This window comes from Mesorhizobium sp. M6A.T.Cr.TU.017.01.1.1 (assembly GCF_004023115.1).
In the GTDB taxonomy this organism is placed as follows: Bacteria; Pseudomonadota; Alphaproteobacteria; order Rhizobiales; family Rhizobiaceae; genus Mesorhizobium; species Mesorhizobium mediterraneum.
The window spans coordinates 1-15,482 of sequence record NZ_RZTA01000131.1 but is presented as its reverse complement, the minus strand read 5'-3'; the positions used below and the strand labels follow the sequence as shown (position 1 = coordinate 15,482).

The following is a 15,482-nucleotide window of genomic DNA, read 5'->3' as shown; positions in this document are numbered from 1 at the left end:
CCCCACCACATTACCGCCACAGCTTTAAAAATTGCCTAAGCAGACCCTAATAGCTAGGTAAGGATCATGAACGCCGCGTTAGTCTTTTCGTCGGCATTTGAGATATCTGCCGGCAAGCGCCGCATCCAGCAATATCGGCATTAAGGCTGGTTCGAGGACGTCAAAAGGCGCGATAATCCGCGCCCTTTTTGTTTTGCCGGAACGGTTTTCTCTGCTTCAGGCCGTCAGCACCACCTTGCCGATCGGCCTGGTGGCGAGAAAGGCATGGGCAGCGCCTGCTTCTTCGAGCGGAAAGGCCTTTGCCACATGGGCGGCAAGCTTTTTCGCTTCGATAAGCTTGCCAAGTTCTACAAGGCCTGCGCGGTCGGGCACGACGGACATCCGCTCGACGCGGATATCTTGCGCCTTGGCTTCTGCCTTTGTGGTGTCGCTGACATCGAGCAATGACACCAGCACGCCGCCGGCCTTGAGAACCTTCAGCGAGCGCTGCGCATGATCGCCGCCAAACATCTCCAGGACGAGGTCGATGTCATGGGCCTTGTCGACGAAATCATCCTTTGTGTAATCGATCACTTCGTCGGCTCCCAGCGAGCGTGCGAAGTCGAGCTTTTCAGGGCTCGCGGTGGCGACGACATAAGCGCCGCGCGCCTTGGCGATCTGCACCGCCAAATGCCCGACGCCACCGGCCGCCGCGTGGATCAATACGCGCTGGCCTTGTTCGAGCCCGCCATGGCGAACCAGACCTTGCCAGGCCGTCAGGCCGGCCAGCGGCAGTGCCGCGGCATGGAGGTGATCGATGCCTTTCGGCTTCGGCGCGATCTCGTCCGCCGGGACGGCGGCCAATTCGGCATAGGCGGCCGCCTGCTTGGGAAAGCGCGGCATTCCGAATACGGCGTCGCCGACCTTTAGGCCGGTTACGCCAGACCCCAGCGCCTCGACGGTTCCCGAAACATCCCAGCCGAGGATGAAGGGCGGCTCGCCGAGCAGCGGATAGCGGCCGGCGCGAACCGCACCATCGACCGGATTGATGCCGGAGGCGCCGACGCGGATAAGCACCTCGCCGGCGTTGGGCGACGGTGCCGGACGGTCGGCGATGACGAGGACTTCGGGTCCGCCGACGGAATTCTGGATAACGGCACGCATTGGGAGGCTCTCCTGCTTGTTGGTGTGCCACTATCATTTGGATAGTAATATCCGCTTGTCTAGTATGTACCTTTTCGATATATAGGCACCTTATGGATAGCGAAGATAAATCCCCATTTGGCTACGACGCATTCCGGCGGACGTGCCCCTCGCACACCGTGCTTGAAATGCTCGCCAGCAAATGGGTCTATCTGGTGATCTGCGCGTTGCGCCGGGGCCGGCTGCGCAACGGCGAATTGGCGCGCAAGCTCGAAGGCATTTCTCCGAAAATGCTGACGCACACGCTGCGCGTGCTTGAGCGCGATGGCCTGGTGCGGCGCGAGATCTTTCCGGTTATCCCACCGCGGGTCGAATATGAATTGACCGAGCTCGGCCAGAACCTGGCGGGGCTGCTCAATCAGATCAGATCCTGGTCAGAGCAGCATGCTCCCGACATCAAGGATGCCCGGGCGCGGGCGGTCGCGGAACATGAAGGGGATTTGGTGGCGTAAGCCTGCTGACGGCCCGGTATGAGCGGCGACGTTCCAGATGAGCAACGCCCGGATCGCTGGGCTTTGATTGGCCCTTAAAGCCTTGTTTTCAGCCGATCATGGCGCTGCGGCCGCCGGTCTCGGCGTCGCGGATCTTGGTGTCGCGCGATTCGAGCATTTCCGCTTTGGAAAGCTCCGCTTCGGCTTCGCCGAGCAGTGATTCGGCGACGCTTCGTTGCTGGGCGAGGTCGCTTTGCGAATTTCTGAGGTTGTCGCGGCGCAGGCGCGCTGCCTTGGCGAAGGTCGGATAGGCAAAATGGTTGATGTCGGTGATGCCGGCTTTCTTTTCTTCGGCAGTGATCTGAAGTTCCAGTTCGACAGCCATGCGCTCGAATTCAGCGATCATCATGTCGAGTTGCAGCAATTGCCGCCTCTTCTCGTTCACCTGAAACTGCTTCAGCCGAACGAGGTTTTCACGTGACTTCATGATTCGGTACTCCTGGAAACGCACACCTGCACATATCGCCCAATCCACCTGGCAAACCTCAGGCTTCACCCGTTTCCACCGACTTTACCGGAACTATGGGAAACAAATTCCTAAAGTTTTTTGCCGGCGGTAACCATTCGTTTACGGGCATTGTTAATCATACGGCTCAGGACTTAAGGCCGGGTAAAAATTCCGGCTCTCGATACGGAAACGCGGCCGACGAGTCCCTGGAGTCACTTAGTCTGGCTTTTTAATGTTCTGCATTAGCGGTTTGGTTCTGTGATTCATTATTAGATTCAACAAGGTGTAGAAAGGGGTTAAAAAATCTGGTACCGTCAACGGCACGGAATTAGGTTTTGTTAACCATTCGATGGCAGCCTCTGCTCAGGCAATCACTGCTCCGGTCCTGGACGGGTCGTGAAATGGTCCGGCAGCAGAAAAGGGGAATGAAATGCGTGTTCTGCTGATAGAAGATGACAGTGCGACCGCACAAAGCATCGAGCTGATGTTGAAATCGGAAAGTTTCAATGTCTATACGACCGATCTTGGTGAAGAAGGTGTCGATCTAGGCAAGCTCTACGACTACGACATCATCCTTCTCGACCTCAATCTCCCCGATATGTCGGGATATGAGGTCTTGAGAACACTTCGCCTTTCGAAAGTGAAGACGCCTATCCTTATCCTCTCCGGCATGGCCGGCATCGAGGACAAGGTACGCGGCCTCGGCTTCGGCGCAGACGACTACATGACCAAGCCGTTCCACAAGGACGAACTGGTCGCCCGCATCCACGCTATCGTGCGGCGCTCCAAGGGCCATGCCCAGTCGGTGATCACCACTGGCGACCTGGTGGTCAATCTCGATGCCAAGACCGTTGAGGTCGGTGGCCAGCGCGTGCATCTGACCGGCAAGGAATATCAGATGCTGGAGTTGCTCTCGCTGCGCAAGGGCACCACGCTTACCAAGGAAATGTTCCTCAACCACCTTTACGGCGGCATGGACGAACCGGAGCTGAAGATCATCGACGTCTTCATCTGCAAGCTGCGCAAGAAGCTCGACGCTGCTTCCGGCGGCCAGAATTACATCGAGACGGTTTGGGGTCGCGGCTATGTGCTGCGCGAGCCGGAAGATATCCGCGTCAGCGCCTGAGCCGACAACGCCGATCCGATCGATTTTTCCGACAAAAATCCGGCTTCGGCCGGATTTTGCGTTCATGTCGCAGATATTAGAGCGCCGATTTCCCGGATCATGCGCGAGGGGTTCGGCGAATCAGGCTGCAACGGTCAAGGTGCGGAAGCGCTCGAGAAGTTGCGGCCGATTGAACGGCTTCAGCAGATAGCCTTGAGCGCCGGCGCGCTTTGCCCGCATGATCGAAGCGACGTCGACCTCAACCAGCGAAATCAGGATCTGGGGCTGAACCGGGCTTTCCATGGCGCGCACGCGGCGGATGACGTCCACCGCCTGCATGTCCGGCAAGGCGCCGTCGATGACGATGATGTCCGGCATGTCGGCAGTGCACATCTCGACCGCATCAAATCCGCTGGCGGCTTCGATGACCAGCATGTCGGACCCACCCAGGATGCGCTTTGCAACCTTCCTGATGACGCTCGAATCGTCGATGAACATGCAGCGTTTCATTTCCGGGCCCTCTTTGCCATGCGGCAATCCGGCAGCGTCGCGGTACTGAAGGGCACCGTAGGTCAATCCGGTAAAGAAGCCGAAAAGCCATTAGGTAAAATTTTTGCAAGAAAGGCTTATACAGAAACTACTTGATCGATTCTTCGTTCGATCTAAGTTTGAAGACTCAGTTCATTAAACTGTAGTTGTTCAGTAAGTATTGTCTATAAAAATACTTATCTGTTCTTTTCAGCCAGCTTGGCTGCCTCAGGCAACCGAAAGCACGATTTCTTCCGCGGTCGCGTGGATCGATATCGTCATATTGGCCTCGCGCGCCAGAAGCAGTGTGTAATAGGGCTGCACCGAATGCGCGTCGATCGGCTCCTCAGGCTTGTTGCCGGAATGAAGTTCCAGGAATTTGGGCGGCACGCGCAGCATCGGACCGCTCGCGGCGAGCGCAAAGCGTGGTTCGGTGTCGAGGTCTTCAAGCGTGACCGTAAGCTTGCCACCACGCGGGATGGCGGCGTTGGCGACGAGAATGAGGTTGAGCAGCAGCTTGACCTTGTTCTTGGGCAGCAGCGCACGGGTCCCGTTCCAGACCAGTTCCGGCTTCTCGTTCTTGAGGAAGGCGATCGCAACGGCCTCGGCGTCCCCCGTGTCGATCATCATGCCGGCAGAACCGGCTGCGCCGAAGGCGATGCGGGCGAATTGCAGGCGAGCCGAAGCGTTTCTGGCGCTCTGGCGAATCAATTTCATGGCGTCTTCGTCGGCGCCGCCTTCATCGAGCAGCTCGAGCCCGTTGTTTATGGCGCCGACTGGCGAAATGATGTCGTGGCAGACCCGGCTGCACAAAAGTGCTGCGAGATCGGGTGCGGAAAGGGTGAAAAGCTCGGCCATCGGCGAAAGTCCCTGCAAAATTTCACTCAAAAATGGCCGGGCGATCGATGATCACGCCTGCCCACACGAATCACGCTCTCTCCCAAGGCCTACTGAATACACAGCGCCTGAGCGTGCAGCAACAAATCCGGAATTGTCGTTATCGAAAATGGTGTGTTCACGCAGGGTGCGGATACTGCGCGGGCGACGCGAAACCGGCTCGAACCAGCCTTCTAACCGCCATCTTCATGTGAAAGCTTAATGGTTGAAAAAGGATTACGGCATAGTTTGCCTATAACAGCCATCCTTAACGGCCGCCAAAGAGCCGCACGGATGCGAGGCGTCGGCGAAGGTGCTCCCTGACGGAGATTGGAAGCATGTATTCCCGATACTACGACCGGAGCCTTTTCCGTGTCATCTCAATGGCGATCGCTCTCGTGGGCCTTGTCGTCTTTTCAACCTCGGCTTCGCGGGCCCAGGAATATACCGCTCAGGAGATCGTCGATTCCGGTCATAAATTCTTCGGCGCGACGTCGGGCGGGCTCGCTACCGTCGTCGAGAAGATTTTCGCCTCCTACGGCCTGCCCAATGGCTATTTGCTTGGCGAAGAGGGCTCGGGCGCGCTGATCGGTGGCCTGACCTATGGCGAAGGCACGCTCTACACCAAGAATGCCGGTGATCACAAAGTGTTCTGGCAGGGCCCGTCGCTTGGCTGGGATTTTGGCGGCGAAGGCTCGCGGGTGATGATGCTGGTCTATAATCTCGATGATGTGAACAGCCTCTACAATCGTTTCGGCGGCGTTGCCGGCTCGGCCTATATCGTGGCTGGCGTCGGCTTCAACGTGATGAAAAACAACAATGTGCTGCTGGTGCCGATCCGTACCGGCGTCGGCGCCCGGCTTGGTGTCAATCTCGGCTATCTCAAGCTTACCCAGCGCGCCACCTGGAATCCGTTCTGAGCAAGCGGTTGCCTCGCGATCTCGATTGGTTCCAGGGTTGACGATCTGGACATTGCTGCGGCAGACCCTTGCCGCAGCACTGGAATTCCGTCATGCGAACGTGGCACAGTCCATAACGGTTGTTTGCCGTCCATAACGGATAGTCACCTTGGTTCAGTCGGTCCTGTTCTTTGTCCTCGGCTTTCTCTGCGCCGGCTTTCTGGCGCTGATGATTGCCCCGGCCATCTGGCGGCGGGCCGTGATGCTGACGCGCAAGCGCGTCGAGGGCTCGATGCCGCTGACACTGGCCGAGATCCAAGCGGAGAAGGATCGCATCCGCGCCGAGTTCGCCATGTCGACGCGCCGGCTTGAGATGAGCGTCAAATCGCTGCGCGAGAAATCGGCCGAACAGCTTGTCGAGATCGGCCGCGGCCGCGAGGCACTGAAGGAACTGGCGGTCGAGCGGAAGGACAAGGAACAGGCCCTTTCCGAACTCGAGGCCAAGGGCAAAGAATTTCGGCAGCGCGAAGACCAGTTGCAGCTTTTGTCGGATCGGCTCGCTCAAGCCGAGCATGCCCTGGAAAGGCGTGTGCTCGAGCTGAAAAAGCTGGAGCACATGTATGACGACGCCAGCTTTTCTTCCAGCAGCCGTCAGATCGAACTTGTGGCGCGCGAATCCGAGCTGCAAAAGCTGGCCGACGACATTTCGGTGCTGCGCGGCCAACGCAAGGAGGCGGACAGGCGCCAACAGGAGATCGCGGCCGAGAGCAAGGCCGTGCGAGACGCGCTGAAGGCCGAAAAGAAAAGGACCGGCGAACTGGTCAAAAAGGTCGAGCGCCTGCTCGCCACGCTTGCCGATCGCGAGGACAAGCTTGATCGCCGCGAAAAGGAAATCGCGCGGCTTCGCGAAAAGTCGAAAGGCGAAAGCGTGGAAAACGCGTCGGCGGTGCGTCTCGTCGGAGTGCAAGGCAGTCAGGTCAATGCGGCCGTCAAGGGCGACCATGACATCGAAAAAGCCATCGCCAAGCTCGACAGCGACCGGGAGCGGTTGGAGGCGAGGCTGACGGAACTGGCCCGCGAGAACAAGAAACTGAAAACGGATATTGCCGCCTTCGAGGCGTCCAAATCGGAAGGCGGCAGCGATGCGCGCCGCGCCAGCGCTGCGTTGCGCGAGCAGATGAGCGACCTGGCGGCGCAGGTCGTCGCCCTGACGGCGAGGCTCGACGGGCCGGATTCGCCGATCGCAAAGGTTCTTGCGGCACCCAAGCAATCGGGAAGCGGTGAACGCAGCCTTGCCGATCGCGTGCGGGCGCTGCAGAAGGCCGAGTCGGCGCATTGAACCCAGGCAGTGATGCTGACCTCTGCGGCTCAGGTCCTGCCTGCCGAAAAATGATGCAAGGCGATGGCTGACGCGGCGGCGACATTCAGGCTGTCGAAGCCTTCTGCCATATCGATCCGCACCGTCCGCAGGCGGGCGAGCAGGCTCTCAGGCAGGCCTTCGCCTTCGGTGCCGAGATAGAGCGCCAGCCGTTCAGTCGTTTTCGCATTACGGATCTCGGTTCGCCCGCGTGGCGACAAAGCGAACTGGCCGAAGCCCAGCCGGTCGAGCGCTGCGGTGAAGCCGCCGGTCTCAGTGAAGGAGGCGAAGGGAACTTTCAGCGCGGCGCCGACCGAGACGCGGATCGCCTTGCGGTACAGCGGATCGCAGCAGGTCGTGTCCAGAAACACCGCATCGGCGCCGAAAGCAGCGGCATTGCGAAAGATCGAGCCCATATTGTCATGGTTGGCGATGCCGACCAGCACGACGATCAACGCACGGGCGGGCAGGGTGTCCAGCAAGGCCTCGGCAGGCTGCGCCGCACCCTTGCGGCCGATCGCCAATATGCCGCGATGCATGTGAAAGCCGGCAATCCTGTCCATGACCTCGCTGGTCACCACGTAGATCGGAAGGTCCGCGGGCGCCCGGCGCAGAGTTGCATCGAGGCCGGCCAGCCGGTTTTCGAGTATGAGCACCGATTCGGCCGTGAAGCGTTCGGCGGCGAACAGCATTTCGAGCACCACCTTGCCTTCGGCAATGAAGCGGCCTTGCCGGCCGGCAAGATCGCGCTCGCGGATATCGAGATAGGCGGAGACGCGCGGGTCTTGCGGGTCGTCGATATGAATGGGACGCATGCTTGCCTCGGCAGACGAAAAAGGTCAGCGAGGGAAGGAGAACTTGGGCCGGCCGGTCAAGTCCCGGAGCGACGCAGGCGATACGCCATCTGCGATAACTCACCCTCGCCGAAAATCCCGTCCAGCGTGTTGAGAAGTTCGCGCACGGCATCGGATTTACAGGAATAGTAGATCATCTGCCGGTCGCGCCGGGTCTCGACGAGATCGAGCGCCCGCAGTTTGGCCAGATGCTGTGACAGGGCGGATTGGCTGAGCAGAACCTTCTCGGCGATAGCGCCGACCGACATTTCACCATCGGCCAGATAGTTCATGATCAACAGTCGTTTCTCGTTGCCCATCAGCGTCAGAAACGCAGCCGCTGATTCGGCGTTGGCGATTAGCTTTTTCGAGACCATTGATCCCCCATACCTTCCTGCTCATCCGGCGCTATGGGGGCAATAGCGTCTGATTCCATAGACTCACTCGCGAATGTGCGCTGACGATTCAACGCTACCGCGAAAGGGTAGAACATTTCACTCAAACCTCAAGACTTGCTTTCGACCCGACGCGATTAACTGTCGGACTGTGTTTCGTCTGCCACTCGGCCGGTCTTTGCCATGTCGACCAGAACATGCCTGAGCTCACGCGCCGTCCTCAGTGGCTCGGGGAAAAAGACCCGGCAGACATCGTCGCCCAACGCCAGGTCCATGCCGTCGGCGTCGAAGCCGGTGATGATCCAGCCGTCGCCTGCGGCCTTGGCGTAGACGGCAATTGCATCGCCATGGTCGGCATTCATGTGGTCGAGGGCGGATTGTTCGCCAGCGGCAAGCTCTTCGACGATCGGCGCGGTCATGACCAGATCGGTGCGCTCGAGCAAGTAGGCCTTGCCAAAGCCGCCGTTGAGACTGGCGCGCTCCGGCTCGAGGCGGAAGACCGAGAAGTCGCCAAGTCCGGCATAGAGCTTCGCCTTGGGGTTACGGTTGAGATAACGCCGTTCGGCGCGGGCGTGCTCGTCGGATCCGCGCTCAAGCCGTGCTGCCCGACAGACGAGCGTCAACCGCGGGTGCGCCAGCGGGTCGCCCTTGCCGGGCTCGCCGACAAGCAGGGAACAGCGCGGGTCTGCAAGGATCGCGCCGGTGTGGGCGGACAGCATCGATACGAGGATCAGCGGCGTGCCGTCGATATCGGTGGCGACACCAACCCTGCTGGCCAGCGGCGAACCGGTCCCAGGCTCGATCACCGCCAGCGCGCCGAAACGGGCCCTGCGGATCAGCGTCTTCGCCAGCCTGATCGCTTCGGCGTCGGTCTCGCGAATCACGTCCTTCTTTCGGTCGCCCAAAATGCTCACCGTCTTAAGCTGATGTTTGCTTTCCAGTTATCAACCTATCACACCGGATTTGACAAGGGCCTCAGTCTCGCTTGCCGAAAGGCCGAAGCGTGCCAGCACGGTCGCCGCCTGACGATCGTGAACGGCCGGCACGGCGGCAAGCGTCGGCCGGGAGCGCGAAAAGCGCGGCGCTGGGGCGGGGCGCTCAAGCGCACCCGACGTCACAAAGGCGTTGCGAGCGCGATTGTGCGGATGATCCCTAGCTTCCCTTAGCGACAGAACCGGCGCAAAGCAAGCATCGGTCGCAGCAAAGAGCCGGTCCCAGTCGTCCCGTGTCTTCTGCCGGACCCGATCGACAATCGCGGCACGCATCTCTGGCCACAAGGTCCTGTCGTATTGGCCGCGTACAAAACGCTCGTCGAGCGGTAGCAGTCTTGCGAATTCGGCGAAGAACCGGGGTTCAAGGCAGCCGACGGCGACATGCCGTGCGTCCGCCGTCTCATAGGTGTCGTAAAAGGGCGCCCCGGAATCGAGCAGGTTCGCGCCGCGTCTGTCACTCCACAGGCCCGCCGCCATCAAGGCGTGCATAGGTGTCGTCAGCATCGAAGCGCCCTCGGTCATCGCGGCGTCGATCACCTGGCCCTTGCCGGAGCGCGAACGCTCAAACAGCGCGGCCAGCGCGCCGGCAATCAGCATCATGGCGCCGCCGCCATAGTCGGCGACGAGGTTGAGCGGTGGGACTGGCCGGCTTCCTTCCTGGCCGATAGCGTGCAGCACACCCGAATAGGCGAGATAGGTGATGTCGTGACCGGCACGACCAGATAGCGGTCCGTTCTGGCCGAACCCCGTCATGCGGCCGTAGATCAGCGCCGGGTTGCGCGCCACTGCGGCATCGGGCCCGAGACCAAGCCGCTCCATGACATCAGGACGAAACCCTTCGATCAGCATGTCGGCCTTTTCGGCGAGGCGCAGCACCAGTTCGACACCCTCCTGGCGCTTCAGGTCAATCCGCAGCATAGAGCGGCCGTGACGGTCGATGTCATATTCGTCCGGTAGCGACAGAAACGGCTGGGTTGATCCAGCCCGCTCGATGCGCAGCACCTCGGCTCCCATCTCCGACAGCATCAGGCCGGCCAGCGGCACCGGTCCAATCCCGGCCATCTCGATCACCGTCAGACCGGCGAGCGGGCCGGTCTTCGCCAGCGGGGAGACCTCGGCACTCATGGTCGGGCACTCATGGTCGGCTACTTCGGCGCCATGCGGATGGCGCCATCGAGGCGGATGGTCTCGCCGTTGAGCATCTGGTTTTCGATGATGTGCAGCACAAGGGCTGCATATTCGGAAGGCTCGCCGAGACGGGACGGGAAGGGCACCGCGGCGCCCAGCGAATCCTGCACCTCTTGCGGCATGCCGGCCATCATCGGCGTCTTGAAGATGCCGGGCGCAATAGTGCAGACGCGAATGCCCGACCGGGCGAGGTCGCGCGCCACCGGCAGCGTCATGGCGACGACGCCGCCCTTGGAGGCCGAATAGGCCGCCTGGCCGATTTGACCGTCATAGGCGGCGACCGATGCCGTGTTGACGATGACGCCGCGCTCGCCGCCCTCCAGCGGCGCAAGCTTCGCGGCCCGGTCGGCGACGAGGCGGATCATGTTGAAGGTGCCGATCAGATTGACCTCGATCACCTTGCGGTACTGGTCGAGCGGATGCGGGCCGTCCTTGCCGATTGTCTTCACGCCGATGGCGGTGCCGGCGCAATTAACCAGGATACGGGGCTCGCCGAGCGTTTTTGCCACTTCCGCCACGCAAGCAGCAGCGCCGTCGGCGCTGCTCACGTCGCATTGGACGGCGATGCCGCCGATATCAGCCGCAACCTTCGCCGCACGGTCGATGCCGAGGTCGAGGATGGCAACGCCGGCGCCCTTCGCGGCCAGCGCCCGCGCCGTCGCCTCGCCGAGGCCGGAGCCACCGCCGGTGACGATCGCAATCTGACCGTTAGGGTTCATGCCGGCGTCCTCCATCCTGCCGGCCATATGCTACGAAGCCCGACAGAACGGCGCAACAGCATCCGGATGGTCACGCCATCGCGGCGACGTGCGCGGCAACCCTTGCCTGATCGGCGTGGCAAACCTCCCCCACCAGCCTTGACACCGCGCCCGGCACGATCTCGTGCGACAAAAGCCGGTCGAGATCGACCGGGCGCGGCATGGAGATTTGCCCACGCGGGATTCTCTTGAAGCCGAGCGGGCCGTAATAGGGCTCGTCGCCAACAAGCATCACGGCAGGCATGCCGGCCTTGGCGGCGGCTTCCAGCGCGATTGCCACCAGCCGGCGGCCGATACCGAGATTCTTGAAGGCCGGCCGCACGGCAAGCGGTCCGAGCATCAGCGCGCGGCCGGCGCCTGCCGCGATACGCGTCATGCGCACCGAGGCGACAACGATATCGCCATCGACGGCCACGAAGGACAGGGCGCGTTCATGCGGGCCGCCCTCGCGGATCTTGTAGGCGCCCAGCACGAAACGGCCCGGCCCGAAGGCTTCGTCGTTGATGGCTTCGATTTCGAGGTCATGCGCCGGAGTTTCCGGCAGGTATTTCACGTCGGCAAGGCTCATGGTCTTTGCGTTCCGGTATACGGGGAAAGGTTTGCTGCAAACGGCAGCGTTCGCCAGTCAGCGCTTTATCAAGCGCGGGCGCCCTTTCGTCGTCGGTCGAACCGGATCAAAGCAAAGTCGAACATGCGGATTGTCCGCTAGCATCAATTTCCAGCCGCTGCAATCGGCCGTTTTCGCCTGCCGTTTCGCCCAAGTGACGGTCTGTTCAGCGCATGACGACTTCGGCAGCGCCGCCTTGCGCCTAAATGGTGAAGAGGACGCAAGGAGATTTAGTATGGGACTGCTGGTCCAAGGCAGGTGGCATGATCGCGGGTACGACACCGCAGACAGTGGGGGCAAGTTCGTGCGGGCACAGTCGCAATGGCGCGATTGGGTCACTCGCGATGGCGCACCAGCCGAGGGCCGCAAGCGCGGCTTCATGGCCGAGCCCGGTCGATACCATCTCTATGTCTCGCTTGCCTGTCCCTGGGCGCACCGGACGCTGATCTTCCGCGCGCTGAAGAGGCTCAAGGACGTGATTTCCGTCTCGGTCGTCCACCACTTCATGGGCGCCGATGGCTGGGCGTTCCTGGCCGAGGACGGCGCCACCGGCGACACGCTCTACGGGCTCGATTTCCTGCATCAGATCTACACCAAGGCCGATCCCGCCTATTCCGGCCGCGTGACGGTGCCGGTTCTGTGGGACAGGCAAGAACAAACAATCGTCTCCAATGAGTCCTCCGAGATCATCCGGATGCTCAATTCAGCCTTCGACGAATGGGGCGATGCCAGCCTCGACTTCTATCCGAAAGCACTGCGCGGCGAGATCGACGCCGTCAATGCGCTGGTCTATCCCTCAGTCAATAACGGCGTCTACCGGGCCGGCTTCGCCACCACGCAAGCGGCCTATGAGGAAGCGTTTGGCGAACTGTTCTCGGCGCTCGACCAACTCGAGGACCGTCTGTCTCGCCAGCGTTATCTCGTCGGTCACCGCATTACAGAGGCCGATTGGCGGCTGTTCACCACGCTGGTCCGCTTCGATCCAGTCTATGTCGGCCATTTCAAGTGCAACCTGCGCCGCATCGCCGACTATCCGAACCTGTCGAACTATCTGCGCGACCTCTATCAGGTCCCTGAAGTCGCGGGAACGGTGAGCCTGCACCACATCAAGGCGCACTATTATGGCAGCCACGAAACGATCAACCCGACCCGCATCGTGCCGGTCGGACCGGGGCTGGACTACGCGGCGCCACATGATCGGGTGCGGTTCAGGAAAGCGGCGTGATCTACCAGTAGGGCGACGCCGCCGCGCCGCCAAAAATCTCGGCAATCCGCCGCAACGTGGCCGGCGTCGTTCCTTCCGGCAGGCGGTCAAGCGGAAAGAAACCGGCCGCGGCGATCTCGCGGTCCGGCAGCTTCGGCGCCGTCTGATTGAACTGCTCGACCAAATAGAGTCCGACATGGTCGCGGCGGCTGGCCCGCCGGTTGAAGTGCATCGATTTCAGCACCGGCGACGCGGTCAATGCAATATTGGCCTCCTCGGAGAGCTCGCGCGCCAGCGCCTCGATCATCGTCTCGCCCAGCTCGACGCCACCGCCGGGAAGCTGCCAGCCCGGTACATAGGTGTGGCGAATGAGGAAGACGGAATTGAACGTGCGGTCGTGGACCAGGCCGCGCACCCCGAGCGTCATCGGCCGCCGCAGCACGAAATACAGATGAAACAGCCTTGCCCTGAGACCCGGCCAGCCGGTCTGGCGGAAGGCCTGCTTCGGTTCGGGCCGCGTCATCACGCACGAAACCGTGGGTGGAAAGCAGCGCGCGCGTCGCTTATGAAGAGAGGATGTTCAGGCTCGCGCATATTTCCGATATCCATCTGGGACCGCTCCCCGGTGTAACCTATCGCGATCTCGCCTCCAAGCGCGTGGTCGGTTACGTCAACTGGCAGCGCAACCGCCGCCGTCACATGCGCGATGCCGTCATCGACACCATCGTCGCCGATATCAAGGCGAGCGCACCGGATCACCTTGCGGTCACCGGCGATCTGGTCAATCTGGCGCTCGACGGTGAGATCGAGATGGGCAAGCACTGGCTGGAGACGCTGGGTTCTCCCGATGATGTGTCGGTCGTTCCGGGAAACCACGACGCCTATGTGCCTGGCGCCTTCGACAAGGCCTGCCGGTCGTGGACGGCGTGGATGACCGGCGACGGCGTCAATACGCCGGTAGACCGCGACGCCTTTCCCTATCTGCGCGTGCGTGGCAACGTCGCGCTGATCGGTGTGACGACGGCGCGGGCCACGGCTCCGTTCATGGCCAACGGCTTCTTTCTGGAGGATCAGGCGGAAAGGCTGCGCGTAGTGCTCGATGCCACCGCCAAGCGCGGGCTGTTCCGGGTGATCATGATCCACCATCCGCCGGTGCGCGGCGCCGTTTCGCAGCCCAAGCGGCTGTTTGGCATTGCCCGCTTCCACAAGCTCGTTCAGCGGCACGGGGCCGAGCTTGTGCTGCACGGCCACTCGCACGAGCCGACGCTGTTCTTCATCGGCGGGCGCGGCGCCAAAATTCCGGTGGTCGGCGTCGCCGCCGCAGGGCAGGCGCCAGGCGGCAGGCACCCAGCGGCGCAATATAATCTGTTGGAGATCGATGGCGAAAAGGACAACTGGCGGATCAGGCTGACGCGACGCGGCCTGACCGGCCCGGCCATCCCGCCTTCCGATCTGGAGGTTCTGGAACTTGGCGCGAACGCTATGGCCTGAAGCTCAGTCCCATCGCAACGAGGCGGTCCCAGAACAACACGATCGATACAGCCAGTCCGACCAGGGCGCCGGCGGCGATCAGGCCGAGACCGGAGAGGAAGGCCGACCAACCCTTGCCGCGCCGGACGGATTGCAGCGGCGGCTCGGCTTCAGGGACCAAGGCACGTTTCAGCCCGGCGACAGCCTGCTCGACCCCGCCTTCCATCATTCTCTGGCGTTCGACGACACGCTCCGCGACGTAGCGCGTCACCTGATCGGCAATCGGTTTCATCTCGGTCGATTCGGCGAGCACCACGCGGCCGATGCGCGTATCCCTGAGGAAGCGATAGGTGCGGCGGTCGCGTCCCATGGCGACATGGCTGACGGCGTCGATCCACAGGCGCGGCTGCAGCCCGGACGAGACGGCGAAGTCGAAATTGTCCATGTCGGCGGGCACGTCAGCAAAGATGGGCGCGAGTTCGGCGGCAAGCAAATCGAGCCGCATGCGATGCGCCTCGCGCATGTCGACCACGACGTCGTCGCGGTCGGCGAAGGCGTTCTTCACGTCGCGGATGGCATCGGACAGTTTTCGCGACTGATCGATCTGTGTGATGTTCTCGCCTGCGTCCTTCATCGGCGTTGCCTCGCGGGTTTGGTTAACATCGAATTAACACAGCCGTTGGCAAAATGCACTTGTGTGATCGATAGGCGTTTAAAGCGCGTCGCGTCTGAATGGGTTCATGCGACGCGCATTAAAGTCCTATTTTTATGCATGTCGTTATCCCAAAACCGCTACGCACTTTTGGGCGACATGCATTGAGCGGCTTGCCGGACAAACCAGGCTGGAAGCCGCGCTTTGGCAGGGGCGGATCAGTTCGCCGCGGCGGCGGATTTCGGACGAAACGGCCTGCTGCGGCGTTTCATATTGCGGCGGACGATCTCGGCGATCAGGCCGGGCGCTTCCTCGATCAGCATATGGCCAGCCTCCAACACGTGGTGCAGGTGGAAATGCGTCGGCAGACCGTCTGCCTGGGTGAAGGGCAGCACCGCGTCATCTATCCCCCAAACCACCGTCACCGGCATATCAAGCGTTTCGAGCCGTTCGCGCGGGATGACGCCCTGCCGATCGCCCCTGGTCATGGCTGCAGC

The 15,482-nt window shown here is 61.5% G+C and carries 18 protein-coding genes and 1 pseudogene; 6 read left to right on the top strand and 13 right to left on the bottom strand.

Translation table 11 applies throughout. The annotated features are described in order from the left end of the window. Positions 1–216 precede the first annotated feature (216 nt). Positions 217–1,143: an NADP-dependent oxidoreductase gene (locus EOB36_RS29035; RefSeq protein WP_128286230.1), complete on the bottom strand. Its 927-nt coding sequence runs from the start codon at positions 1,141–1,143 to the stop codon at positions 217–219. 92 nt (positions 1,144–1,235) lie between these two features. Here EOB36_RS29035 and EOB36_RS29030 point away from each other — a divergent pair, with 92 nt between their 5' ends. Then, positions 1,236–1,634: a helix-turn-helix domain-containing protein gene (locus EOB36_RS29030; protein ID WP_095484159.1), complete on the top strand. Its 399-nt coding sequence runs from the start codon at positions 1,236–1,238 to the stop codon at positions 1,632–1,634. 88 nt (positions 1,635–1,722) lie between these two features. Here EOB36_RS29030 and EOB36_RS29025 read toward each other — a convergent pair whose 3' ends face one another. Beyond that, positions 1,723–2,100: a flagellar export protein FliJ gene (locus EOB36_RS29025; protein ID WP_029349790.1), complete on the bottom strand. Its 378-nt coding sequence runs from the start codon at positions 2,098–2,100 to the stop codon at positions 1,723–1,725. Positions 2,101–2,551: 451 nt separating this feature from the next. Between EOB36_RS29025 and ctrA the strand changes: the two genes are divergently transcribed. Next, positions 2,552–3,247: a cell cycle two-component system response regulator CtrA gene (ctrA, locus tag EOB36_RS29020; protein WP_006203583.1), complete on the top strand. Its 696-nt coding sequence runs from the start codon at positions 2,552–2,554 to the stop codon at positions 3,245–3,247. Positions 3,248–3,367: 120 nt separating this feature from the next. On the opposite strand, the gene EOB36_RS29015 is transcribed toward ctrA, so the two are convergent. Beyond that, entirely contained in the window at positions 3,368–3,736 is a 369-nt protein-coding gene (locus EOB36_RS29015) for a response regulator (RefSeq protein ID WP_095484254.1), read from the bottom strand. Positions 3,737–3,982: 246 nt separating this feature from the next. Continuing rightward, positions 3,983–4,612 (bottom strand): histidine phosphotransferase family protein, encoded by a 630-nt coding sequence (locus EOB36_RS29010; RefSeq protein ID WP_128286229.1) that lies wholly within the window; start codon positions 4,610–4,612, stop codon positions 3,983–3,985. 356 nt (positions 4,613–4,968) lie between these two features. On the opposite strand from EOB36_RS29010, the gene EOB36_RS29005 reads away from it, so the two are divergent. Further along, complete coding sequence (locus EOB36_RS29005) at positions 4,969–5,550, top strand: DUF1134 domain-containing protein (protein WP_128286228.1); 582 nt, start codon at positions 4,969–4,971, stop codon at positions 5,548–5,550. 148 nt (positions 5,551–5,698) lie between these two features. After that, positions 5,699–6,868, top strand: a complete 1,170-nt coding sequence (locus EOB36_RS29000) for a hypothetical protein (RefSeq protein ID WP_128286227.1) — start codon at positions 5,699–5,701, stop codon at positions 6,866–6,868. Between the two features lie 29 nt (positions 6,869–6,897). Here the strand turns inward: EOB36_RS29000 and EOB36_RS28995 are convergent, their stop codons facing one another. From EOB36_RS28995 to EOB36_RS28970, 6 genes are all read right to left on the bottom strand, one after another. Then, the gene (locus EOB36_RS28995; protein WP_095484163.1) at positions 6,898–7,701 is read right to left on the bottom strand and encodes an RNA methyltransferase; all 804 of its coding nucleotides are present in this window, start codon (positions 7,699–7,701) and stop codon (positions 6,898–6,900) included. A gap of 56 nt (positions 7,702–7,757) precedes the next feature. After that, positions 7,758–8,096, bottom strand: coding sequence for a metalloregulator ArsR/SmtB family transcription factor (locus EOB36_RS28990; protein ID WP_123149342.1), 339 nt, complete (start codon positions 8,094–8,096; stop codon positions 7,758–7,760). Between the two features lie 155 nt (positions 8,097–8,251). Next, positions 8,252–9,019, bottom strand: a complete 768-nt coding sequence (locus EOB36_RS28985; protein WP_128286226.1) for a HugZ family protein — start codon at positions 9,017–9,019, stop codon at positions 8,252–8,254. 39 nt (positions 9,020–9,058) lie between these two features. Next, positions 9,059–10,231 carry a CaiB/BaiF CoA-transferase family protein gene (locus EOB36_RS28980; protein WP_095484165.1) on the bottom strand — a complete coding sequence of 391 codons (1,173 nt, stop codon included), beginning with the start codon at positions 10,229–10,231 and terminating at the stop codon, positions 9,059–9,061. Between the two features lie 20 nt (positions 10,232–10,251). Continuing rightward, positions 10,252–11,013, bottom strand: a complete 762-nt coding sequence (locus EOB36_RS28975) for a 3-hydroxyacyl-CoA dehydrogenase (protein WP_128286225.1) — start codon at positions 11,011–11,013, stop codon at positions 10,252–10,254. A gap of 70 nt (positions 11,014–11,083) precedes the next feature. Continuing rightward, positions 11,084–11,620: an N-acetyltransferase gene (locus tag EOB36_RS28970; protein WP_095484166.1), complete on the bottom strand. Its 537-nt coding sequence runs from the start codon at positions 11,618–11,620 to the stop codon at positions 11,084–11,086. Positions 11,621–11,894: 274 nt separating this feature from the next. Between EOB36_RS28970 and EOB36_RS28965 the strand changes: the two genes are divergently transcribed. Next, positions 11,895–12,884: a glutathione S-transferase family protein gene (locus EOB36_RS28965; RefSeq protein WP_128286224.1), complete on the top strand. Its 990-nt coding sequence runs from the start codon at positions 11,895–11,897 to the stop codon at positions 12,882–12,884. 1 nt (position 12,885) lies between these two features. Here EOB36_RS28965 and EOB36_RS28960 read toward each other — a convergent pair whose 3' ends face one another. Further along, positions 12,886–13,386 (bottom strand): NUDIX domain-containing protein, encoded by a 501-nt coding sequence (locus tag EOB36_RS28960; RefSeq protein WP_128286223.1) that lies wholly within the window; start codon positions 13,384–13,386, stop codon positions 12,886–12,888. Positions 13,387–13,439: 53 nt separating this feature from the next. Between EOB36_RS28960 and EOB36_RS28955 the strand changes: the two genes are divergently transcribed. Further along, positions 13,440–14,354 (top strand): metallophosphoesterase, encoded by a 915-nt coding sequence (locus tag EOB36_RS28955; protein WP_127204895.1) that lies wholly within the window; start codon positions 13,440–13,442, stop codon positions 14,352–14,354. Here the strand turns inward: EOB36_RS28955 and EOB36_RS28950 are convergent. Continuing rightward, positions 14,344–14,967 carry a hypothetical protein gene (locus tag EOB36_RS28950; protein ID WP_128286222.1) on the bottom strand — a complete coding sequence of 208 codons (624 nt, stop codon included), beginning with the start codon at positions 14,965–14,967 and terminating at the stop codon, positions 14,344–14,346. The genes EOB36_RS28955 and EOB36_RS28950 overlap by 11 nt on opposite strands. 236 nt (positions 14,968–15,203) lie before the next feature. Beyond that, positions 15,204–15,482 (bottom strand): annotated as a pseudogene (locus tag EOB36_RS28945) (alpha/beta hydrolase); the annotation flags it as partial.